Consider the following 20,604-nt stretch of genomic DNA (forward strand, 5'->3'; position numbering starts at 1 on the left):
GCCCTCGGCCGCCGCTAAGTTGCAAGGCCAGGGCGCAGAAGACATCTGCGCCTCGGCCAGGAGCCGCTTGCTCGGGATCAGGCCGTTCCTCGCACAGACATTGGCGCGAAACAGACGAGACGCCAGCGGCCACCCCGGCTCAGCGCTTCTCGCCGCGCGCGGTGATCGAGCCTAGCCCCGAGGTCGAGCGCCGCACCTGCTGCGGCTGGCCCCAGTAGTCGACGTTGCCGATGCCCGAGATGCTGACGCGCAGCGAATCGGTGACCCAGAGATTGGCATTGCCGACGCCGCTGATCGAGACGGTGGCGCTGCTGGCGCGCAGCTGCTCGGCCAAGAGCTTGCCCTTGCCCGAGACGCTCAGGCTCAGCTGCTCGACCTGGCCGCCGAGCTGGCCGTCGCCGGCGCCGGAGATGTCGAAGCGCAGCTGCTCGGCCTTCAACTCGTCCAGCCGCACCTGGCCGGCGCCGGAGATATGGACCGACAGCTTCTCGGCCCGGATCGGCCCCACCGCCAGCACGTCGCTGGCGCCGGAGATCGTCAGCTGGCTCAGGCGGCGCATCTGCACCTCGACCTGCAGCCGGCTGCTGCTCCAGAACTTCCAGCCGCCGGACGGGTGGATGCGCAGGCGGCCGTTGTTCAGCTCGATCTCGACATTGCGCTGCACGTCCTCACCGCCGACGATGAAGACCTGGTCGCGCTCGCCCTGCACCAGCTTGACCTTGGCCGAGCCGTCCAGCTCCAGCCGGTCGAAGGCGCCCGGTTCGTAAAGCCGGCCCTCGGGCCGGGCCTCGCTGGGCTGGGCCTGGGCCAGCGCAGCGCACAGGCCGAACAGAAACGCCACTGCGGCTGCCTTGCTCCTCATATCGATTGCTCCCTCAGTTTCTTGGAGACCTCGCGGCTGGCGGTGATGCGCGTGCCGTCGCGCATCTGCACGACCAGCTGCGAGTTGTCGTCCGGCGTCATCGATTCGACGAAATCCAGATTGACGATGCAGCCGCGCTGCAGCTTCAGGAACAGGGCCGGGTCCAGGCGCTGCTCGAAGGTGGCGATCGGCAGCCGCACCAGAAAGCTGCGGCCGCGGCTGGCCAGCGCCGTGTACTTGTTGTCGGAGCGCAGGTACTCGATCTGCTCGACCTGCAGCGGGAAGATCTTGCCCTGGTCGCGCACCAGCACGCGGCGCAGCGGCTCGCTGGGCGCCTGCTGCAGCGCCTCGGCGGCCAGCGACGCGGTCGTCGCACCGCCGCCCTGCTGCAGTGCATGCTCGACCGCCTCGACGAAGCGCTCGCGCGCAAAGGGCTTGAGCAGATAGTCGACCGCATGCAGCTCGAAGGCGGTCAGCGCATGCTCGTCATAGGCGGTGGTGAAGATCACCGCCGGCCGCAGATCGTCCTCGGCCAGCGCGCGCAGCACCTGCAGCCCGGTTAGGCCCGGCATCTGGATGTCCATCAGCACCAGCTCGGGCGCGAGCGCGCGGATCTGCTCCAGCGCGCTGACGCCATCGGCGCAGATCCCCAGCAGCTCCAGCTGCGGCAGCTGCCGCACCCAGTCGGCCAGCGCCTCGGCGGCCAGCGGTTCGTCCTCGGCGATCAGCACTCTTGTCTTCATATTGTTCATTGCGGAATCCATAGGTCGACGCGAAAGCCCGCGCCCGGCGCCGTCTGCACGCGCAGCCGCGCCTGGCCTTCGTAGTCGATCGCGAAGCGGCGCTTCAGCGCCGACAGGCCGATGCCGCGGCGCCGGCCCTGTGCCGCCGGCGAGGATGCGGCCTGCGGCGCATCGGCCTCGTCCAGCCTTGCCGGGTCGCAGCCGGGGCCGTCGTCCTCGACGCTCAGCTCCAGGCCCTGGTTCATCACATTGCGGCCGCTCCTGATGCGGATGCTGCCGCCGGTCAGGCGCGGCGCCACGCCATGCTGGATGCTGTTCTCCACCAGCGGCTGCAGGGTCAGCGGCGGCACCTCGTCCTGCAGGGTGTCGGGGTCGAGCTGCCAGTCGATCTGCAGCCGCGGGCCCAGGCGCAGCGCCTCCAGCGCCAGGTAGTCGCGCACGAACTCGACCTCCTCGGCCAGCGAGACGCGGTCGGCCGCGCTGCGCTTGGTGTCCAGCACATAGCGCAGCATGCCGGAGAAGCGCAGGAGCGCCGCCTCGGCCGCCTGTGCGTCCTTGCGGGTCAGCGCGATCAGCGAGTTCAGGGTGTTGAAGAGGAAATGCGGGTTCAGCTTGCCGCTGATCGCCGCCAACTCGGCGCGCGCCAGCGCCGACTCGGCCTGGGCCGCGGCCAGCGCGGCGGCGCGCGCCCGCTGCGTCTGCAGCAGCGCGGTGAAGGCGGTGGCGATCGCCGCATAGACGACCAGGCCCCAGATCGCCCGCCACAGCAGGGTCTGCACCAGCACCGCGGTCGCATGGTCGAGTCCGAACAGCGCCCAGGCGAGCGCGAATTCGCACAGCTGCCAGAGCGCGCCGAACAGGAAGGCCGCGCCCAGATGCAGGGCCACCAGGCCGGCCGGGGCGATCTCCAGCGCCTGCAGGCCGCGCACCCAGGGGAAGATTGCCGCGCCCAGCAGCATCGGCGCCCACAGGCTCAGGCTGGCCTGGTAGACCGCCTCCCACAGCTGCCACAGCCCGCGCTGGAACTCGGCGCCGGCCAGCACATAGAGCAGCCAGGCCAGCAGGCAGCCGCCGCCATAGGCCCACCAGATGCGCCGGTTGGAGGACGGCGGCGCGAGGCGCGGCAGGGGCGTGGAGAGACGGGGATCGCTGGACATGGGCGCATCTTAGGGAGTCGCCCGCCGCGCCGGGGCGCCGGGGCGACCAAGCGCCGGCCGGCATGCCCGATCTGCGGTTTTGCGCGACGCCGCGCCGGCGCTGCGGGGCGGCGGCATAATCCGGGCCTTTCAAGCCCGAATCGTCAGCGGAGCCCGCCATGGCCAGCGTCAACAAAGTCATCCTCATCGGCAATCTGGGTCGCGACCCGGAACTGCGCTACAACCCCAGCGGCGTCGCCTTCTGCACGATCAGCCTCGCCACCACCCGCAACTGGAAGAACCGCGAGACCGGCGAGCGCCAGGAAGAAACCGAATGGCACCGCGTCGTCTTCAATGACAAGCTGGCCGAGATCGTCGGCGAGTACTGCAAGAAGGGCCGTCCGCTCTATGTCGAGGGCCGTCTGCGCACCCGCAAATGGCAGGACAAGGAAGGCCGCGACACCTACACGACCGAAATCATCGCCGACCAGATGCAGCTGCTGGGCAGCCGCGACGGCGGCGGTGACGAGGGTGGCGGCGGTGGCGGCTATGGCCGCAGCGCCGGCGGTGGCGGTGGTGGCGACTACGGCGACGCCCCGGCCCGCGCGCCGGCCGCCCGCGCCCCGGCCCCGCGCGCTCCGGCGCCCCGTCCGGCCCCGGCGCCGAAGTCCTCGACCGGTTTCGATGACATGGACGACGACATCCCGTTCTGATCCAGCCGGCACGCCCGCATGAACAACCCCCGTAAGTCACCGGCTTGCGGGGGTTTTTTACTTTCCCATCGCCCCGAGGCCGATCCCGCATGAGCACCACGCCCCTCCCTGTTGCCCAGGCTGCCGCCGACGCCGCCCCGACGCTGCGCCTGGACATCGTCGCCGGCCTGACCGCCGCGGCCGTCGTGCTGCCGAAGGCCATGGCCTATGCCACCGTCGCCGGCCTGCCGGTGGCGGTGGGCCTGTACACCGCCTTCGTGCCGATGGTGGTCTATGCGCTGCTGGGCTCCTCGCGGGTGCTCAGCGTCAGCTCGACGACGACCCTGGCCATCCTGACCGGCGCCGAGTTGGGCGCCGCGGTGCCCAGCGGCGAGCCGGCGGCGCTGCTGACGGCGACCGCCACCCTGGCCGCGATGGTCGGCCTGCTGCTGATGCTGGCGCGGCTGCTGCGCCTGGGTTTCGTCGCCAACTTCATCTCCTCGCCGGTGCTGACCGGCTTCAAGTCCGGCATCGGCCTGGTGATCGTGCTGGACCAGCTGCCCAAGCTCTTGGGCATCAAGATCGAGAAGGCCGGCTTCTTCCCCGATCTGCTCAGCGTGATCCAGCACCTTCCCGATGCCAAGCCGCTGACCTTGGCCGTGGCCGGCGCGACGCTCGTCGTGCTGGCCGGCATGGAGCGGCGCTGGCCGCATTCGCCGGCGCCGCTGGTCGCGATCGGCGGCGGCATCGCGGCCTCCTGGTATTTCGGTCTGCAGCAGCTGGGCGTGTCGACGGTGGGCCTGATCCCGCAGGGCTTTCCGGCGCTGAGCTGGCCCGACCCGACGCTGATCCGCCAGCTGGCGCCGGGCGCTTTAGGCATCGCCTTGATGAGCTTCACCGAGACCATCGCCGTCGGCCGTGCCTTCGCCCATGCCGAGGACCCGCCGGTCGACGCGAACCGCGAGCTGGTCGCCACCGGCGCGGCCAATCTGGCCGGCGCCTTCTTCGGCGCGATGCCGGCCGGCGGCGGCGCCTCGCAGACCGCCGTCGTGCGCCAGGCCGGCGGCCGTTCGCAGAAGGCCTCGCTGGTCACCGCGGCGATGGCGCTGGCGACCATGCTGGTGCTGGCGCCGCTGCTGGGCCTGTTGCCGAACGCGACCCTGGCCATGGTGGTGATCGTCTACTCGGTGGGCCTGATCGAGCCGGGCGAATTCCGCGCGATCCGGGCGGTGCGCACGATGGAGTTCCGCTGGGCGCTGGCGGCGATGCTGGGCGTGCTGATCTTCGGCACCCTGCAGGGCATCGTGGTGGCGATCGTGATCTCGCTCTTGGGCCTGTCCAGCCAGGTCGCGCAACCGGCCGTCTACATCATCGGCCGCAAGCGCGGTGCCGACGTGCTGCGCCCCATATCACCCGAGCACCCGGACGACGAGACCTTCGAGGGCCTCCTGATCCTGCGGCCCGAGGGGCGGCTCTTCTTCGCCAATGCCCAGATCGTCGTCGAGCGCATCCGCGCGCTGGTCGCCGAACACCGCCCGCGCGTGCTGGCGCTGGACCTGAGCCGGGTGCCCGATATCGAGTATTCGGCGCTGCAGGAGCTGATCGACTGCGAGCGGCGCGCCCGCGAGACCGGCGGCAGCGTCTGGCTGGTCGGCCTGAATCCTCGCGTGCTCGAGGTCGTGCGCAATGCCGGCTTCGACCGCGAGCTGGGGCCCGATCGCCTGCTCTTCAATGCCCGCAACGCGATCGAGCGCTACCAGCAGCTGAGCCAGCCTCAGTAGCGCGCGGCGATCTGCATGCGCGAGTGGTCGGGCTCGACATAGCCGCCGGCCTTCTGCCGCTTCGGGAACTTCAGCTTGGCGCGCGGCAGCTCCTCGTAGGGAATCTGGCTCAGGATGTCGCTGATGATGTTCAGGCGCACCTTCTTCTTGCTGTTCGACGGCGCGATCCGCCAGGGCGCGAACTCGGTGCTGCTGGCGGCGAACATCGCGTCGCGCGCCCGCGAGTAGTCGTACCAGCGGCTGTAGGAGCGCAGGTCCATCTCGGTCAGCTTCCAGAGCTTGCGGCCGTCCTCCAGCCGCGACTTCAGCCGCCGCGTCTGCTCCTCGGGGCTGACCTCGAGCCAGTACTTGAGCAGGATGATGCCGGACTGCACGATCGCGTTCTCGACCAGGGGCACGGCGTGCAGAAAGTCGTCGGCCTCCTGCTCGGTGCAGAAGCCCATCACCCGCTCGACGCCGGCGCGGTTGTACCAGCTGCGGTCGAAGATCACGACCTCGCCGGCCGCCGGCAGATGCGGCAGATAGCGCTGCACATACATCTGGCTCTTCTCGCGCTCGGTCGGCGCCGCCAGCGCGACGACGCGGAATACGCGCGGGCTGACCCGCTCGGTCAGCGCCTTGATCGTGCCGCCCTTGCCGGCGCCGTCGCGGCCCTCGAACAGGATGCAGACCTTGGCGCCGCTGGCCTGCACCCACAGCTGCAGCTTCACCAGCTCGATCTGCAGCTTCTTCAGCGCCTTCTCATAGGCCTTGTCGGACAGATCCGCCTCGTCGGCGTCGCGCTCGCCATGGGCGACGGGCTCTTCGGCGGCCTCGCCGCGGCCGCTGGCGCGGTTGATGCTCTTGGTATACCCGCTCATCGATCGTTCTCCTGGGGCTGGGCCATGGTGGGCGAATGGGCGAAAGCTGCGGCAAAGCCTACCCTGCGGGCCGGCGCTGCACAACGCTTTGTCGTCGCGGGCGGCGAAACTGCCACCCCACCGCGACTGGCGGCGGCGCGATCGCCAGGGATCTGCGGGCCTGGCACAGCCAAGCTGGACCGCCTGCTGATCGCCGTCTATTCTTGAGCCCCCAACAGGCCAGGAGGAGCAGCACCCATGGGCAAGACCCCGCGATCGCAGCCGCCGCCGCCCTATGGGCGGGCGTGAGCATGTCCTGGCCGGCCTGCTGCTCTGCACGATGGGGGCCGCGATGACGGCCGCCCAGACCCTGCCGGCCGACAGTGTCGAGAACGCCTTGCCGGCCATCAGCCGCGGCGGTTTCGTCGCACCGGGCAGCGATGAGGCCGCCACGCTGGCGGCCATAGCGCGGGCGGTGCGCGCCGACGCGGCTCGGGCCTGGCAGGCCGGCGATCCGATGGCGCTGAGCGTCGAAATCGTCGCGGTCGACTGGGCCGACGCTTCGCTCGGTTGCCCGCGGCCGGGCCTGAGCTACACGCAGGCGCTGGTGCCCGGCTGGCGCCTGCTCGTGCGAGATGGCGCCCGGGAGGCCGTCTACCACGCCAGCCACCGGGGTCAGTGGTTGCCCTGCCCGCGCGCACCGGCGGCGCCGCCGTCCGACGCGGCACGCTGACGGTTCGCAAGGGCGGAACCGCCCAAGACAAAGGGCCGCGTTGCGGCCCTTGTCGTTCGATGCGCGCCTTGGCGCGTCGATCAGGACTTCTTGCGGCGCGAGCTCAGGCCCATGCCCAGCAAGGCGATGGCGGCCAGGCCGAAGGTCGCCGGCTCGGGCACATAGGTGACCGTCAGGCTGCTGCCGCGATTCCAGATGCCATCGGCGGCGCCGATCAGGTCGTCGAAGTATTCGAAGAACTGCAGGTTCAGGCGTCCGTCCGCGCCAAGGAAGAAGTCGGCGCCCAGCGAGACCAGATCGGCGCTGCCGCTGTAGCTGCCGGAGCCCGCGGAATCGTCGCCAAGGCCCGGGAACAGGGAGGCACCGGAGCCGCTGTCGTTGCTCAGGTCGAAGCCCATCTCCGACAGCCAGCTCGAGCCGAAGGTCGACAGATTGACGTTCCAAGAAACGTTCGTGATGTGGACATTGGAAAAGAGGTCGACGAAGCGGGTCTCGTTCGACGCATCGCCGAATTCGGCATTGCTCAAGGCCCCCCCGATGTCGATCGTGACGGTGTCGGCCTGGGCGGTTCCGGCCGCCATCGCAGCCGCAATCAAAGCCGTGCCGAGTACGCCGCGTTTGAATTGATTCATCTGCATGTCATCTCCAGAATCGTTGACTCCTGGCCGGCCAGTTCCGGGCGAGGACACGATGTGGGCGCAATTTGCCATCCCCTCTTGCCGCCGGCAAGCTGGAAGTCATGGTCTGCGGGCGACTTATCCCCCGATTCAGCGGTCGGATTTACCCGCACCCCCGGCCACCTTTCGCTAGCAGAGGGGTCAGATCATGCTCAAGCGGGCACACCCTCATTCGCGGGGGTCAGGACATGCACTATTTCACTGGTAAGCGGTTTGCGCGTGCGCCACCCCATCGGGTAAGCACCAATCCAAACGCGAACACAAGTCGCGAGCATGCAGACTTTCGAAACCCGGAGAGTCGCATGCCTACCTGGAATTTCAGTCGCAAACCCATCGTCCTTGCCGTTGCCGCACTGTCGACCGCCACGGCGGCGATGGCTCAATCGATACCGGCCTCGAGCATCGAAGGCTCGCGCCTTTGGTTCATTGAATTCGCCGGCAAGCCGGTCGCCGATGGCGCCAATCCGGCCGATGTGCAGGCCGAGCAGGCGGCGTTCCGCGCGGCGGCGGCGGCGGCCAATGTGAGCTATACCGAGCGGCGCTCGTTCAACTCGCTGTTCAACGGCCTGGCCGTTTCCATCAGCCCCGCCGATCGCGCCAAGCTGGCGGGTGTGACGGGCGTGAAGGCCCTGCACCCGATCGAAACCATCCAGGCACCGACGCCCGAGCAGGCCGCCGGCTCGGCGATCGAACTCAGCCGCGCGCTGGCACTGTCCGGCGCCGACATCGCGCAGAACTCGCTGGGCCTGACCGGCGCGGGCGTCAAGGTCGGCATCATCGACACCGGCATCGACATCGACCATCCGGCCTTCGGCGGCAGCGGCGTGAACGGCACGACGCCCTTCCCCAGCGCCCGCGTGATCGCCGGCTATGACTTCGTCGGCAATGCCTACAACGCGGACTCGAGCAGCGCCAGCTACAACCCGATCCCGAGTCCCGACAGCAATCCGGACGACTGCCAGGGCCATGGCTCGCACGTGGCCGGCATCGTCGGCGGCAATGGCGGCGGCATCAAGGGCGTGGCGCCGGGTGTCAGCTTCGGTGCCTATCGCGTCTTTGGCTGCGAAGGCAGCACCGAGTCCGACATCATCCTGGCAGCGCTGGAGCGCGCGCTGGCCGACGGCATGCAGGTGATCAACCAGAGCCTGGGTGCCGGCCGGCAGTGGCCGCAGTACCCGACGGCACAGGCCTCCTCGCGCCTGGCCAAGAAGGGCGTCGTGATGGTCGCCTCGATCGGCAACAACGGCCCCGGCGGCAGCTCGCCGGACGCCTTGTTCGCGGCCGGCGCGCCCGGCGTCGGCGAGAGCGTGATCGGCGTCGCCTCCTTCGACAACGCTCAGACCTCGTTCACCGTCAACGCCACGCCCTACGGCTACGGCCCGGCCACTGCCGCGCCGCTGCCGCCGACCAGCGGCAGCATGCCGATGTCGCGCACCGGCGCGGCCAACCAACCGACGCTGCCGACGACGGCACCGGACGGCTGCGTCGCGCTGCCCGCCGGCAGCCTGACCGGCACCGCCGTGCTGATCCGGCGCGGCTCCTGCGGCTTCTATGACAAGGCGCTGAACGCACAGAACGCCGGCGCCGCGGCGGTCATCATCTACAACAACCAGGCCGGAGCCATCAATCCGACGGTTGCGCCGGTCGCGCCCGCCACCACGCCGATCACGATCCCGGTCGTGGCGATCACCGCCGACCAAGGCGCCGCCTTGCACAACGCCATCGGTGCCGCTCCCACGACGCTGACCTGGACCAACAATGCCGTCGGCTATCCCTATGGCACGGGCGGTCTGATTTCCGGCTTCAGCTCCTTCGGCCTGGCGGCCGACCTGAGCTTCAAGCCCGATATCGGCGCGCCGGGCGGCGGCATCTTCTCGTCCTATCCGCTGGAAAAGGGCGGCGCGACGACGCTGAGCGGCACCTCTATGTCGTCCCCGCATGTGGCCGGTGCGACCGCGCTGATCCTGCAGGCCCTGCCCAATGCGGCGCTGGGCCGCGAGTCGGTGGTCGTCGGCCGCAACGCGCCGCCGATGATCAATATGCTGACCCGTCTGCAGAACACGGCCAAGCCGAAGCCCTGGTCGGGCAGCCCGGCTCTGGGCTTGCTCGACTACTCCTTCCGCCAGGGCGCCGGCATGGTCGACATCGTGGCCGCGGTGAAGGCCCAGCAGTTTGCGCTGCCGAGCAAGTTCTCGACCGGCGAAAGCGATGCCGGCCCGACGGTGCAGAAGCTGACGCTGCGCAACGATGCGGCGGTGCCGGTGACCTACACGCTCGGCCATGTGCCGAGCCTGGCGGCAGGCCCGAATACGCAGACGGGCGCCAGCTACAACATCAGCGGCACCTTCAACGCGCCGGCGACCGTGAGCTTCAGCAGCCCCACCGTCGTCGTGCCGGCCAAGGGCGTGGCCACGGTGACCGTGACCGTCACGGCCAATACGGCACTGGTGAACCGCGGCCTCTATGGCGGCTACATCACCTTCACGCCGCAGACGGACGGCGCACCGATCCAGGTGGCGTATGCCGGCTTCAAGGGCGACTACCAGTCGACCCAGGTGCTGACGCCGACGACCAACGGCTTCCCCTGGCTGGCCAAGTTCCTCCCCGCGACGAACAACTACGGCAACCGCCCGTCCGGCGAGACCTACACCATGGTCGGCGCCGACATTCCGTACGTCGTCTATCACCTCGACCACCTGTCGCGCACGATGAAGATGGAGGCCTTCGACGCCACCACGCTCGCCTCGCGCGGCACCTTCGGGGAGGATCAGTACCTGAGCCGCAACTCGACCCCCGGCGGCGCCTTCGTCAACGGCTGGGACGGCAAGACCAGCCAGGGCGTGCTGCCGAACGGCAGCTACATCGTCAAGATGTCGGTGCTGAAGGCGCTGGGCGATGCGGCCAACCCCGCGCACTGGGAAACCTGGACCTCGTCCACGGTCACCATCGCGCGTCCTTGAGACGGCAGCGGCCCCTCGCGGGTCGCAGGCAAACGGGCCCCGCGGGGCCCGTTTTTTTTTGCCTGCTAGCGAGCCGACTCGCCGCCGCCGCCCGCCGGGCGAGGCAGCAGCACACAGCGGCCGGCCTGGCAGCGCGCACCGGGGTCGGTCACCAGCGCACAGTCGGAGGCCGCGCCGCTGCGCGCGTCTTCCAGCTGCTGGGCGGCGGCCTGCTTGGCCACCAGGGCCTTCAGCGCCGCTTCGTCCGTGCGCTTCACCGACCAGGCCAGGTAGGCGCTCGGTCCACCGCAAGACTTGGCACCGATGGCGATCGTGCGGCATTGATCGGGCGCGTCGCAGGCGGCATCGCCGACCAGGGCCTTGATCTGCGGCAGGAGGCTCGCCGGGCCGGAGGCCGGCCCGCCGCGCGGGGCGTCGCTGGCCAGCGCGAGGCCGCCGAGGGCCAGCAGGCCCAGGCAGGTCAGCCAGCGCTTCTTTCCACGCCGGCTTGCGGCGATGCTCTCATTCATCATGACGCTCCTCGTCGGCGGCTCCCGCTCATTGTGCGCCTCTTGCTAGCATCGGGCCGATGTGGAAGTTCCTGCTCTCGCTGCTGGCCGGCGCCGGCGCCGCGACGGTGCTGGCCGGGCCGCAGCCCTGCCAGCCGGATGCCGAGCAGGCGCTGCGCGCGATCAATGCCCTGCGTGCCGAGCCGCGCGCCTGCGGCGCGCAAGCCATGCCGGCCGCAGCCGCGCTGCGCTGGAGCGGCCCGCTGGCCGACTCGTCCCGGCGCTTCGCGCAGGAGCTAGCGCGTCGCGGTCTGCTGACCCACGAGGGCGAGCAACTGCACGGCATGCGCGAGCGCATGCAGGCCAGCGGCTATGCGATGCGGCTGGCCGGCGAGAACCTGGCGGCCGGCGCCGAGACGCTGAACGAGGTGCTGCAGCAATGGCTGAGCAGCCCCGGGCATTGCGAGAACCTGATGCTGGCCGAGTTCCGCGACGTGGGCCTGGCCTGCGCGATCGGCGCCGCGCCCGAGGATCGCTACGGCCGCTACTGGGTCATGCAGCTCGGGCGCCCGGCCGTCGAGCGATGAGCCGGGCGCTCAGATCCAGCCCAGATCGATCGCCCTGAGCACCGCCTGTGTGCGGTCGCGCACGCCCATCTTGGAGAAGATCGCCGAGCAGTGGTTCTTGATCACGCCCTCGCTATTGCCCAGCAGCGCGGCGATCTCGGTGTTGCTGCGCCCGCTGGCCACCAGGCGCAGCACCTGCAGCTCCTTGGGCGACAGCGGATCGGGCTGGTCGGCGGCGGTGAAGGCGCGCTCGCCGTGGCGCTCTTCCATCCGCGTGGTCAGCGAGGGGCGCAGCGCGGTGCCGCCGGCGGCCACGTCCTGCAGGGCCTGCCGCAAGGTGTCGGGGCTGATCGCCTTCAGCAGGAAGCCGCGAGCACCGGCGCGCACCGCCTCGTCGAAGGCGGCGGCGTCGTCGAAGGTCGTCAGCAGCACGACCGGGATCGGCAGCGCCCGCGCGGCCAGAGCGCGGATCAGGCCCAGGCCGTCCATGCGCGGCATGCGCATATCGGACAGCACGAGATCCGGCATCGCCTCGGGCGGCAGCGCGGCCAGCAGCTCCAGCGCCTCGGCGCCATCGCTGGCCTCGCCGACGATGCGGATCTCCTCGTGCAGCGCCAGCAGGCCCTTGAGGCCTTCGCGCACCAGTTGCTGGTCCTCGACCAGCAGCAGCTTGATGGTCATCATCGTGTTGCTCTTCATGCCGTCCTCGGACAACGCAGTTCGATTCGGAAACCCGGAGTTTGCCTCAGCACCTGCATGCTGCCACCCAGCTCGGTCATGCGCTCGGCCATGCCGCGCAGGCCGTTGCCGGCGCGGTAATGGGCCGCGCCGGCGCCATCGTCGTCGATGCTGACACAGACCTCGCCGCTGTGCGCATCGCCGCTGACGGCCAGGCGGATCGCGACGCGCGCCGCGCGCGCATGGCGCACGCTGTTGGTCACCGCCTCCTGCACGCAGCGCAGGAGCGCATGGGCGACGCGCGGGCTCAGATCGCGCGCATCGGCCGCGATATCGAGCTCGATGCGGGTGCTGGCAATGCCCTCGGCCAGCGCCTCGAGCGCCCGGCTCAGATCGATACGGCGCGAGCCGCGCTGCTGCGACACCGCCTCGCGCACATCGGCCAGCAGCCGCGCGGCGCCGTCGCGCGCGCGCTCGACGGCCTGCGCCGCGCCGGCGGCGCTCTCCTCGTCCTTGCGCTGCAAGAGCGCCGAGCCGAGCTGCAGCTGCAGATTCAGCGCGGTCAGGTGGTGGCCGACCAGATCGTGCAGCTCGCGCGCCATCAAGGTGCGCTCGTGATAGCGCAGCTGCTCGGCCTGCAGCTGCTCGGCCGACAGGCGCTCGGCCAGCATTGCCTGCAGCCAGCGCCGCTTCTCGGCCTCGGCGGCGGCCATGCGGCCGAGGCCGAAGGCCATGCCGTGCAGGGCCAGCATCGCCATCAAGAGGCCCAGGCCGTCGAACCAGGCGGGCACGTCGCTGACGCTGCCGCTGGCCGCGGGCAGCAAGGCATAGAGCAGCAGATTGAGCGCCACCTGGGCCAGCGCGAACAGGAAGGCGGTGCGCACCTGCAGCAGCACGGCCGCCAGCGCGGTGACCAGAAAGGGCAGGCCCGGCGTCACGCAGATCGCCAGCAGATCGACCAGCAGCACGCGCGCCAGCGCATGCGGCGGCGGCTGGTCGGCCTGGCCGTCGCGCGCCAGCCGCCAGTAGCTCCAGCCGAACAGCAGCAGCAGGGCCAGGCAGGTCAGCAACAGCAGCGGATCGTTGCTGGCGCCGCCGAACTGGCGGTAGAGGATGGGCACCGCGCCGTCGTAGGCATCGGTGCGAAAGCCCAGCAGCGCCGCCACCGCGGCGGCCAGCTCGAGCAGGCAGATCGCCAGCGCCGCCGCGCGCAGCACGACGCCGGGCTGGGCGACGCGGTTCAGCAGGCGGTCGAGGCGGTTGCTGTTCAAGGGGTAGGTAAAGGCAAAGCCGGTAAGCGTGCCACACGGGCCAGGTCTTGCCCCGTGCCGCTGGTCATGGGCTGGCCTCGGCGATCACGCCACCGCCCAGGCAGACCTCGCCGCTGTAGAGCACCGCGCTCTGCCCCGGCGTGACCGCCCATTGCGGCTGCGGGAAGCGCAGCGCGATCGTGTCGGCTGCGGGTTCCAGCACGCAGGCGGCGTCGGCCTGGCGGTAGCGCGTCTTGGCGCCATAGCCGCCGAAATCCGGCATCGCGCCGGAGGTCCAGCTCAGGTCGTCGGCGACCAGCGCATGGCTTTGCAGCAGCGGATGCTCGTGGCCCTGCACGACGATCAGGGTGTTGCTGTCCAGGTCCTTGCGGGCGACGAACCAGGGCCGGTGCTCGCCGCCGCCGCGCGGGCTGCCCTTGTCCTTCACGCCGCCGATGCCCAGGCCCTGGCGCTGGCCCAGGGTGTAGAAGGACAGGCCGACATGCTCGCCGAGCTTGCGGCCGCGCTCGTCCTTGATCGCGCCCGGCTGGTGCGCCAGATAGCGGTTCAGGAATTCGCGGAACGGTCGCTCGCCGATGAAGCAGATGCCGGTCGAATCCTTTTTCTTCGCATTCGGCAGGCCGATCTCCTCGGCAATGCGGCGCACCTCGGTCTTGTGCAGCTCTCCGACCGGGAACAAGGTCTTGGCCAGCTGCGCCTGGTTCAGCCGGTGCAGGAAGTAGCTCTGGTCCTTGCTCGCGTCCAGGCCCTTGAGCAGCTGCACCTCGCCCGAGGGCAGTTCGCGCACGCGGGCGTAATGGCCGGTGGCGATCTTCTCGGCGCCCAGGCGCATCGCATGGTCCAGAAAGGCCTTGAACTTGATCTCGGCATTGCACAGCACGTCCGGGTTCGGCGTGCGGCCGGCCTGGTACTCGCGCAGAAAGGCGGCGAACACGCGGTCCTTGTAGTCGGCCGCGAAATTGACATGCTCGATCTCGATGCCGATCACGTCGGCGACGGCGGCCGCGTCCACGAAGTCGACATTGGACGAGCAGTACTCGCTGTCGTCGTCGTCTTCCCAGTTCTTCATGAAGATGCCGACCACCTCATGGCCCTGCTTCTTCAGCAGATGGGCGGTGACGGCGGAATCGACGCCGCCGGACAGGCCGACGACGATGCGTTGCTTGGAGCTCATGCCCCAATTGTCCCGCAAGCCCCGGCACGCCGCCGCCGCGGGGGCAATCGGCCCGCGGCTACGGCAGACGCCTAGTGCAGCTCGACATTGACGCCGGGCGGAATGCCCAGCTTGATATGCAGGGTGACGCTCTCGAGCCTGCCGTCCAGATGGTCGGACACCCGCTTGGCCAGCAACAGCCCCTTCCGCAGGGTGACCGTCGACGAGTGATCCTGATGCTGCTGCATCAGCTGCTCGACCCGCTCCTTCTCGATCGCGGCGACCTTGCCGGCCAGCGTGGTGTGGATCTCGGGCAGCACGCCCATGCCGATGGTGAAGCGGCCGACCTCGAAGCCCAGCGTCTGCAAGGTCGCCGTCGCCTTCTTGTAGTCGTTCATCCAGGTGTTCAGCTGATCGCCGGCCAGTTCGCCGGCCGAGGCGGCCTGCGTCGCCACCTTCGAAGCGAAATCCTTGAGGCTCATACATCACCCCCGCTGAAAATGGAAAGGCCGGCGCACCTTACTCCTGAGCAGGCCTCGCCGGCAATCCTGCGGACCGCGGCGGCGGCCGGCCAAACCCCTCTGATCAACCCTTCACCAGCGGCGCGTACAGCGAGGGGTCGACGGACACCGCGTCCAGCGGCAGGCGGCGGCCGGCGCGGTGATCCTCGATGCAGCGCAGCAGCAGCGGGCTGCGGTGCCGCGCCTGGCTGGCGCGCAGGTCCTCGATGTCCATCCACAGCGTGCGATGGATGCCGCGGTCGAGCGCGCGACCGGCGATCGCCTCGCCGACCCGGCCGCAGAAGGCCAGGCGCAGATAGGTGACATCCTCGCCGCGCACGGGCCTCACGAAGCGCGCCATATAGAGACCCAGCAGGGCCTCGGGCACGAAAGCCCGCGCGGTCTCCTCCAGCGCCTCGCGCACGACCGCCTCCAACGGCGATTCACCCGGGTCCAGATGGCCGGCCGGGTTGTTCAACATCAGGCCTTCTGCCGTTTCCTCCTCGACCAGCAGGTAGCGGCCGCCCTCCTCGATCACGGCCGCGACGGTGACATTCGGGCGCCAACGTTCGTCATTCATCAACTGTCTCTTTCGCGCTTGCCCGGGTGTCGGGCGTCATTTCTATTGTGTAAGCTCCTCGCAAGCTCGCCAATCCATCAGGAGGGACTGTTCATGCTGATAGGAGTCCCGCGCGAAAGCGCGGCCGGAGAAACGCGTGTCGCCGCGACACCGGAGACGGTCAAGAAGCTGAAGGCCCAGGGCCATCAGCTGCGCGTCGAGAGCGGCGCCGGCCTCGCCGCCAGCGCCACCGACGAGGCCTATGCCGCAGCCGGCGCCGAGATCGTCGACCGCGCCTCGGCCTTCGCGGCCGAGCTGCTCTTGAAGGTCAAGAGCCCCAGCGCCGAGGAGCTGACGCTGGTCAAGCCCGGCACGGCCCTGGTCGGCATGCTGAACCCCTTCGACCGCGCCGGCCTGGAAGCCCTGGCCGGCGCCGGCCTGACCAGCTTCGCGCTGGAGGCGGCGCCGCGCACGACCCGCGCGCAGAGCATGGACGTGCTGTCCTCGCAGGCCAATATCGCCGGCTACAAGGCGGTGATGATCGCGGCCGACCGCTACCAGCGCTTCTTCCCGATGCTGATGACCGCCGCCGGCACCGTCAAGGCGGCGCGCGTCGTCATCCTCGGCGTCGGCGTGGCCGGCCTGCAGGCGATCGCCACGGCCAAGCGCCTGGGCGCCGTCATCGAGGCCTCCGACGTGCGGCCCTCGGTGAAGGAACAGGTCGAGTCGCTGGGCGCCAAATTCATCGACGTGCCCTACGAGACGGCCGAGGAGAAGGAAGCGGCCGAGGGTGTGGGCGGCTATGCGCGACCGATGCCGCAGAGCTGGCTGGACCGGCAGAAGATCGAGGTCGCCAAGCGGGTGGCCCAGGCCGATGTCGTCATCACGACCGCGCTGATCCCCGGCCGCGCCGCGCCGGTGCTGGTGAGCGAGGACATGGTCAGGGCGATGAAGCCGGGTTCGGTGATCGTCGACCTGGCGGCACCCAATGGCGGCAACTGCCCGCTGACCGAGGCCGGCAAGACGGTGATGAAGCATGGCGTGACCATCGTCGGCGAGACCAATCTGCCGGCCCTGGTGGCGGCGGACGCCTCGGCGCTCTATGCGCGCAATGTGCTGGACTTCCTCAAGCTCGTCATCACCAAGGAAGGCGCGTTCAACGTGCCGATGGACGACGACATCGTCGCGGCCTGCCTGATGACGCAGGGCAATGAAGTGAAGCGCGGGAGCTGAATGCAATGGAACTGGTAAGCCCAACCATCACCAATCTGATCATCTTCGTGCTGGCCATCTATGTCGGCTACCACGTCGTCTGGACCGTCACGCCGGCCCTGCACACGCCGCTGATGGCCGTCACCAACGCGATCTCGGCCATCGTCATCGTCGGCGCGATGCTGGCCGCGGCGCTGACCGAGACCGATGCCGGCAAGTTCATGGGCACCTTGGCCGTGGCCCTGGCCGCCGTCAATGTGTTCGGCGGCTTTCTCGTGACGAGGCGGATGCTGGAGATGTTCAAGAAGAAGGAAAAGAAGACGAGCGAGGTGAAGAAATGAGCATGAACCTCGTCACGCTGCTCTACCTGATCGCCAGCGTCTTCTTCATCCAGGCCCTGAAGGGCCTGTCGCATCCGACCACCTCGATCCGCGGCAATCTGTTCGGCATGGCCGGCATGCTGATCGCCACCGTCACGACGGCGGCGCTGATCGTCAAGCTGGCCGGTGGCCACAGCTTCGGCCTCAGCTATGTGCTGGCCGGCCTGGTGATCGGCGGCGGCATCGGTGCCTATATGGCCAACAAGGTCGAGATGACCAAGATGCCGGAGCTGGTCGCCTTCATGCACAGCATGATCGGCCTGGCGGCGGTCTTCATCGCCGCGACGGCGGTGCTGGAGCCGCAGGCCTTCGGCATCTCGGCCTCGCGCGAGACCATTCCCGGCGGCAACCGGATCGAGCTGGCCCTGGGCGCCTTCATCGGCGCGATCACCTTCAGCGGCTCGGTGATCGCCTTCGGCAAGCTCAGCGGCAAGTACAAGTTCCGCCTGTTCCAGGGCGCGCCGGTGACCTTCGCCGGCCAGCACAAGCTGAACCTGGCGCTCGGCCTGGCGGCGGTGTTCTTCTGCTTCGGCTTCTGGCACTCGGCCTCGTGGATGGATTTCGGCCTGGTGCTGGCGCTGGGCTTTCTGCTCGGCGTGCTGCTGATCATCCCGATCGGCGGCGCCGACATGCCGGTCGTCGTGTCGATGCTGAACAGCTACTCGGGCTGGGCCGCGGCCGGCATCGGCTTCTCGCTGAACAACTCGATGCTGATCATCGCCGGCTCCCTGGTCGGCAGTTCGGGCGCCATCCTCTCGTACATCATGTGCAAGGCGATGAACCGCTCGTTCTTCAACGTGATCCTCGGCGGTTTCGGGGGGGATACCACGGCGGCCGCCGCCGGCGGCGGTGCGCAACGCAATGTCAAGAGCGGCAGCGCCGACGACGCCGCCTTCGTGATGGGCAATGCCGAGAGCGTGATCATCGTGCCCGGCTACGGCCTGGCGGTGGCGCGCGCCCAGCATGCGGTCAAGGAGCTGGCGGCCAAGCTGATCGAGAAGGGCGTGACGGTCAAGTACGCGATCCACCCGGTGGCCGGCCGCATGCCCGGCCATATGAACGTGCTGCTGGCCGAGGCCGAGGTGCCCTACGACCAGGTCTTCGAGATGGAGGACATCAATGCCGAGTTCGGCCAGGCCGACGTGGCCATCATCCTGGGCGCCAACGACGTCGTGAACCCGGCCGCGCATGTGAAGGGCAGCGCCATCTACGGCATGCCCATCCTCGAGGCCTACAAGGCCAAGACCATCATCGTCAACAAGCGCTCGATGGCGGCGGGCTATGCCGGCCTCGACAACGAGCTCTTCTATATGGACAAGACCATGATGGTGTTCGGCGACGCGAAGAAGGTCGTCGAGGACATGCTGAAGGCGGTGGAGTAGGCGGGACTCCACAAAACTGCGGTTCTCCGTTTCGGCGGAATCCACAGACTCGGCAAGGCGTCGGCGGAACGAGCCTGACCGGCGCAGGCCGGTCCGAGGGTGAGGCGCCGCGGTGACTCGGCTTATCCAGCCATGAGTCGCCTCGGATTGGAGTCTCACCATGTTGAAGATCCCCTCCACGACGGCGGTCGCGTCCGCCTGTCTGAGCCTGTTCTCCGGCCTGGCCCTGGTCGCCTGCGGGGGCGGCAGCGGCGAGGCCGGCGATCCGCCCGCCGCCACGCCCGCCAGCACGACCCTGACCCTGGCCGGCACCGCCGCCCAGGGCGCCGCGATGGCCGGCGCCGCCATCGGCATCAAGTGCGCCAGCGGCACGGCGAGCCTCAGCGCCGGCAGCGACGGCAGCTACAGCGCCGCCCTCACCGACGCCAGCCTGCCCTGCGTCGTGCGCGCCGTCAGCGCGGACGGCAAGACCAGCTACCACTCGCTGCAGGCCGGCAGCGGCGCCGCGACGGCCAGCTACACGGTCAACATCAGCCCGCTGACCGAGCTGCTGGTGGCCAGCGTGGCCGGCGCTGCGCCGGACGCTTACTACACGGGCTTCGGCGCGACGACGACGCTGAGCACCGCCACGGTCACCCAGGCCGTCAACGGTCTCGCCACGCTGCTGGCCGGCGTCGTCGATCTCGGCGGCGCCAATCCGATCGCCGATCCGCTGGCGGTCGGCAATGCGCTGGACCAGAAGATCGACGCGCTTAACGCCGCGCTGACGGCCGCGCACACCAGCCTGGCCGAGCTGACGAGCGCCGTTGCCACCGATCCCGGCGCCGGCGATGCGGTCAAGCGCCTGGTGCAGCCGGTGGCCAGCAGCTGCGCCAGCCTGCGCAGCGGCAAGTTCCGCATGATCAGCCCCTTCGAGCAGGATCCGCCCTGGCGCGCCCATGTGCTGAGCCTGAACGCGCAGACGCTGGGCGTGAGCGTCTTCGACGGCTCGACCGGCACGCTCGCCGCGGATCCGGCCCATGCCTGCAGCTTCAGCATCAGCGATGACGAGGGCAGCGTCCAGCTGATGGTGTCCTCGGCCGGCGTGATCATGGGCTTCCACAAGGGCGGTGTGCCCATCACCTTCGGTCTGCCCGAGCAGACGCTGCCGCTGTCGGAACTGGCCGGCACCTGGAACCTGATCCGCACCGAAGCGCTGGACGACGGCAGCGGCAAGCTGAGCATGCCCACCGAAGTCACGGTCGACGCCAGCGGCCAGATCACCGCCTTTGCCGAATGCCCGGGCAGCGGCGCCTGCACGCCGGGCAGTGGCCCCTTCCCGACGATACGGGCCAATGCCGCGGGCGGTTTCGACGTCGTCGAGGGCGGCGAGGTCACCGACCGCGTCTATCTGTTCAAGACCGAGAGCGGCAGCAAGATGCTGGTCTCGCTGTCCAGCGACGGCAAGGCCTTCAACGTCGGCACGCCGAAGAAGGCGACGGCGCTGCCGACCGTGGACGCCAGCAACAGCTTCTGGGACTTCTCGATGACGGGCAAGCTGGCGCTGAGCGCGCCGGCCCTGCAGGCGCAGCGCATCGTCTCGGTCGATGCCGCGAACCAGCGCTATGCGCGCATCTTCACCGCCGCCGAGGGTGCCGCGCTCGATCGCGTCGACAGCTTCAGCATCAACAGCCCGCGTGAGGGCTGGCGCACGCGGGCGCAGGGCGATTGCACGCTGAAGGGCGCGCCGGTGAACTGCCTGGGCGTCTTCGTGCTGCCGCTGCAGGGCATGGGCATCACGCTCAACACGACCATCGGCGCCAGCACCGCCGCGACCAGCCGGCTCGGCTTCTCCGTCAACGCGCCCTGAAACAGGGCGCCGACAAGCGGGGCCGCGCTTGCGCGGCCCCGTTTTTTGGTTGCCCATCGCACCGAGAACGCTCTCTACGCACCGCTATCGAATCCCCTGATGAGTGCCTTGTCAGCTATCGGTCAGAATTCGGGGATTGAACG

General features: G+C 69.4%; 20 protein-coding genes. 9 read left to right on the forward strand and 11 right to left on the reverse strand.

Features of this window, described 5'->3' with window-relative positions:
• Nucleotides 1-139: 139 nt before the first annotated feature.
• The 3 genes from QWJ38_RS01030 to QWJ38_RS01040 are packed head-to-tail and all read right to left on the reverse strand — an operon-like array spanning nt 140 to nt 2,762.
• The gene (locus QWJ38_RS01030; RefSeq protein ID WP_290357176.1) at nt 140-862 is read right to left on the reverse strand and encodes a head GIN domain-containing protein; all 723 of its coding nucleotides are present in this window, start codon (nt 860-862) and stop codon (nt 140-142) included.
• Nucleotides 859-1,614, reverse strand: a complete 756-nt coding sequence (locus QWJ38_RS01035) for a LytR/AlgR family response regulator transcription factor (RefSeq protein WP_290357177.1) — start codon at nt 1,612-1,614, stop codon at nt 859-861. Before QWJ38_RS01035 ends, QWJ38_RS01030 begins: the two co-directional genes overlap by 4 nt.
• Nucleotides 1,611-2,762, reverse strand: a complete 1,152-nt coding sequence (locus tag QWJ38_RS01040) for a sensor histidine kinase (protein ID WP_290357178.1) — start codon at nt 2,760-2,762, stop codon at nt 1,611-1,613. Before QWJ38_RS01040 ends, QWJ38_RS01035 begins: the two co-directional genes overlap by 4 nt.
• A gap of 158 nt (nt 2,763-2,920) precedes the next feature.
• On the opposite strand from QWJ38_RS01040, the gene ssb reads away from it, so the two are divergent.
• Both ssb and QWJ38_RS01050 read left to right on the forward strand, forming a co-directional pair.
• Nucleotides 2,921-3,454: a single-stranded DNA-binding protein gene (gene ssb / locus QWJ38_RS01045; RefSeq protein WP_290357179.1), complete on the forward strand. Its 534-nt coding sequence runs from the start codon at nt 2,921-2,923 to the stop codon at nt 3,452-3,454.
• Between the two features lie 89 nt (nt 3,455-3,543).
• Entirely contained in the window at nt 3,544-5,214 is a 1,671-nt protein-coding gene (locus QWJ38_RS01050) for a SulP family inorganic anion transporter (RefSeq protein ID WP_290357180.1), read from the forward strand.
• On the opposite strand, the gene ppk2 is transcribed toward QWJ38_RS01050, so the two are convergent.
• Complete coding sequence (ppk2, locus tag QWJ38_RS01055) at nt 5,208-6,074, reverse strand: polyphosphate kinase 2 (RefSeq protein ID WP_290357181.1); 867 nt, start codon at nt 6,072-6,074, stop codon at nt 5,208-5,210. The two genes, QWJ38_RS01050 and ppk2, sit on opposite strands and share 7 nt — an antisense overlap.
• Nucleotides 6,075-6,348: 274 nt before the next feature.
• Between ppk2 and QWJ38_RS01060 the strand changes: the two genes are divergently transcribed.
• A complete protein-coding gene (locus QWJ38_RS01060) occupies nt 6,349-6,786 on the forward strand; it encodes a DUF8738 domain-containing protein (protein WP_290357182.1) in 438 nt (145 codons plus the stop codon).
• Nucleotides 6,787-6,866: 80 nt separating this feature from the next.
• Here QWJ38_RS01060 and QWJ38_RS01065 read toward each other — a convergent pair whose 3' ends face one another.
• Nucleotides 6,867-7,367, reverse strand: a complete 501-nt coding sequence (locus QWJ38_RS01065; protein ID WP_290357183.1) for a PEP-CTERM sorting domain-containing protein — start codon at nt 7,365-7,367, stop codon at nt 6,867-6,869.
• A gap of 398 nt (nt 7,368-7,765) precedes the next feature.
• Between QWJ38_RS01065 and QWJ38_RS01070 the strand changes: the two genes are divergently transcribed.
• Nucleotides 7,766-10,423: a S8 family serine peptidase gene (locus tag QWJ38_RS01070; RefSeq protein ID WP_290357184.1), complete on the forward strand. Its 2,658-nt coding sequence runs from the start codon at nt 7,766-7,768 to the stop codon at nt 10,421-10,423.
• Between the two features lie 65 nt (nt 10,424-10,488).
• Here the strand turns inward: QWJ38_RS01070 and QWJ38_RS01075 are convergent, their stop codons facing one another.
• Nucleotides 10,489-10,932 carry a hypothetical protein gene (locus tag QWJ38_RS01075; protein WP_290357185.1) on the reverse strand — a complete coding sequence of 148 codons (444 nt, stop codon included), beginning with the start codon at nt 10,930-10,932 and terminating at the stop codon, nt 10,489-10,491.
• Nucleotides 10,933-10,991: 59 nt separating this feature from the next.
• Here QWJ38_RS01075 and QWJ38_RS01080 point away from each other — a divergent pair, with 59 nt between their 5' ends.
• Nucleotides 10,992-11,498: a CAP domain-containing protein gene (locus QWJ38_RS01080; RefSeq protein WP_290357186.1), complete on the forward strand. Its 507-nt coding sequence runs from the start codon at nt 10,992-10,994 to the stop codon at nt 11,496-11,498.
• A 9-nt stretch (nt 11,499-11,507) separates the two neighbouring features.
• Here the strand turns inward: QWJ38_RS01080 and QWJ38_RS01085 are convergent, their stop codons facing one another.
• The 5 genes from QWJ38_RS01085 to QWJ38_RS01105 all read right to left on the reverse strand — a co-directional run bounded on the left by QWJ38_RS01085 (nt 11,508) and on the right by QWJ38_RS01105 (nt 15,659).
• On the reverse strand, nt 11,508-12,176 hold the full coding sequence (locus tag QWJ38_RS01085; RefSeq protein WP_290357187.1) for a response regulator: 669 nt from the start codon (nt 12,174-12,176) through the stop codon (nt 11,508-11,510).
• Nucleotides 12,173-13,426, reverse strand: coding sequence for a sensor histidine kinase (locus QWJ38_RS01090; RefSeq protein ID WP_290357188.1), 1,254 nt, complete (start codon nt 13,424-13,426; stop codon nt 12,173-12,175). The genes QWJ38_RS01085 and QWJ38_RS01090 overlap by 4 nt, the downstream gene beginning before the upstream one ends.
• A gap of 64 nt (nt 13,427-13,490) precedes the next feature.
• On the reverse strand, nt 13,491-14,618 hold the full coding sequence (gene mnmA / locus QWJ38_RS01095) for a tRNA 2-thiouridine(34) synthase MnmA (protein WP_290357189.1): 1,128 nt from the start codon (nt 14,616-14,618) through the stop codon (nt 13,491-13,493).
• Between the two features lie 53 nt (nt 14,619-14,671).
• Complete coding sequence (locus QWJ38_RS01100) at nt 14,672-15,061, reverse strand: hypothetical protein (protein ID WP_290357190.1); 390 nt, start codon at nt 15,059-15,061, stop codon at nt 14,672-14,674.
• A gap of 103 nt (nt 15,062-15,164) precedes the next feature.
• A complete protein-coding gene (locus QWJ38_RS01105; protein WP_290357191.1) occupies nt 15,165-15,659 on the reverse strand; it encodes an NUDIX hydrolase in 495 nt (164 codons plus the stop codon).
• A 93-nt stretch (nt 15,660-15,752) separates the two neighbouring features.
• Between QWJ38_RS01105 and QWJ38_RS01110 the strand changes: the two genes are divergently transcribed.
• From QWJ38_RS01110 to QWJ38_RS01125, 4 genes are all read left to right on the forward strand, one after another.
• Nucleotides 15,753-16,871: a Re/Si-specific NAD(P)(+) transhydrogenase subunit alpha gene (locus QWJ38_RS01110; RefSeq protein WP_290357192.1), complete on the forward strand. Its 1,119-nt coding sequence runs from the start codon at nt 15,753-15,755 to the stop codon at nt 16,869-16,871.
• Nucleotides 16,872-16,876: 5 nt separating this feature from the next.
• The gene (locus tag QWJ38_RS01115) at nt 16,877-17,191 is read left to right on the forward strand and encodes an NAD(P) transhydrogenase subunit alpha part 2 (protein WP_290357193.1); all 315 of its coding nucleotides are present in this window, start codon (nt 16,877-16,879) and stop codon (nt 17,189-17,191) included.
• Complete coding sequence (locus QWJ38_RS01120; protein ID WP_290357194.1) at nt 17,188-18,612, forward strand: NAD(P)(+) transhydrogenase (Re/Si-specific) subunit beta; 1,425 nt, start codon at nt 17,188-17,190, stop codon at nt 18,610-18,612. Before QWJ38_RS01115 ends, QWJ38_RS01120 begins: the two co-directional genes overlap by 4 nt.
• A gap of 160 nt (nt 18,613-18,772) precedes the next feature.
• A complete protein-coding gene (locus tag QWJ38_RS01125) occupies nt 18,773-20,461 on the forward strand; it encodes a hypothetical protein (protein WP_290357195.1) in 1,689 nt (562 codons plus the stop codon).
• Nucleotides 20,462-20,604 lie beyond the last annotated feature (143 nt).

This window comes from Roseateles violae (assembly GCF_030410485.1).
In the GTDB taxonomy this organism is placed as follows: domain Bacteria; phylum Pseudomonadota; class Gammaproteobacteria; order Burkholderiales; family Burkholderiaceae_C; genus Roseateles_D; species Roseateles_D violae.

What these genes read in the sequence shown, in the direction of transcription:
- QWJ38_RS01070 (WP_290357184.1), top strand. Translation starts at nt 7,766, where the DNA reads ATGCCTACCTGGAATTTCAGTCGCAAACCCATCGTCCTTGCCGTTGCC.
- QWJ38_RS01115 (WP_290357193.1), top strand. Translation starts at nt 16,877, where the DNA reads ATGGAACTGGTAAGCCCAACCATCACCAATCTGATCATCTTCGTGCTG.
- ppk2 (WP_290357181.1), bottom strand. Translation starts at nt 6,074, where the DNA reads ATGAGCGGGTATACCAAGAGCATCAACCGCGCCAGCGGCCGCGGCGAG.
- QWJ38_RS01075 (WP_290357185.1), bottom strand. Translation starts at nt 10,932, where the DNA reads ATGAATGAGAGCATCGCCGCAAGCCGGCGTGGAAAGAAGCGCTGGCTG.
- QWJ38_RS01030 (WP_290357176.1), bottom strand. Translation starts at nt 862, where the DNA reads ATGAGGAGCAAGGCAGCCGCAGTGGCGTTTCTGTTCGGCCTGTGCGCT.
- QWJ38_RS01110 (WP_290357192.1), top strand. Translation starts at nt 15,753, where the DNA reads ATGCTGATAGGAGTCCCGCGCGAAAGCGCGGCCGGAGAAACGCGTGTC.
- QWJ38_RS01100 (WP_290357190.1), bottom strand. Translation starts at nt 15,061, where the DNA reads ATGAGCCTCAAGGATTTCGCTTCGAAGGTGGCGACGCAGGCCGCCTCG.
- ssb (WP_290357179.1), top strand. Translation starts at nt 2,921, where the DNA reads ATGGCCAGCGTCAACAAAGTCATCCTCATCGGCAATCTGGGTCGCGAC.
- QWJ38_RS01060 (WP_290357182.1), top strand. Translation starts at nt 6,349, where the DNA reads ATGGGCGGGCGTGAGCATGTCCTGGCCGGCCTGCTGCTCTGCACGATG.
- QWJ38_RS01050 (WP_290357180.1), top strand. Translation starts at nt 3,544, where the DNA reads ATGAGCACCACGCCCCTCCCTGTTGCCCAGGCTGCCGCCGACGCCGCC.
- QWJ38_RS01085 (WP_290357187.1), bottom strand. Translation starts at nt 12,176, where the DNA reads ATGAAGAGCAACACGATGATGACCATCAAGCTGCTGCTGGTCGAGGAC.
- QWJ38_RS01120 (WP_290357194.1), top strand. Translation starts at nt 17,188, where the DNA reads ATGAGCATGAACCTCGTCACGCTGCTCTACCTGATCGCCAGCGTCTTC.
- QWJ38_RS01035 (WP_290357177.1), bottom strand. Translation starts at nt 1,614, where the DNA reads ATGAACAATATGAAGACAAGAGTGCTGATCGCCGAGGACGAACCGCTG.
- QWJ38_RS01040 (WP_290357178.1), bottom strand. Translation starts at nt 2,762, where the DNA reads ATGTCCAGCGATCCCCGTCTCTCCACGCCCCTGCCGCGCCTCGCGCCG.
- QWJ38_RS01080 (WP_290357186.1), top strand. Translation starts at nt 10,992, where the DNA reads ATGTGGAAGTTCCTGCTCTCGCTGCTGGCCGGCGCCGGCGCCGCGACG.
- QWJ38_RS01065 (WP_290357183.1), bottom strand. Translation starts at nt 7,367, where the DNA reads ATGGCGGCCGGAACCGCCCAGGCCGACACCGTCACGATCGACATCGGG.
- QWJ38_RS01125 (WP_290357195.1), top strand. Translation starts at nt 18,773, where the DNA reads ATGTTGAAGATCCCCTCCACGACGGCGGTCGCGTCCGCCTGTCTGAGC.
- QWJ38_RS01105 (WP_290357191.1), bottom strand. Translation starts at nt 15,659, where the DNA reads ATGAATGACGAACGTTGGCGCCCGAATGTCACCGTCGCGGCCGTGATC.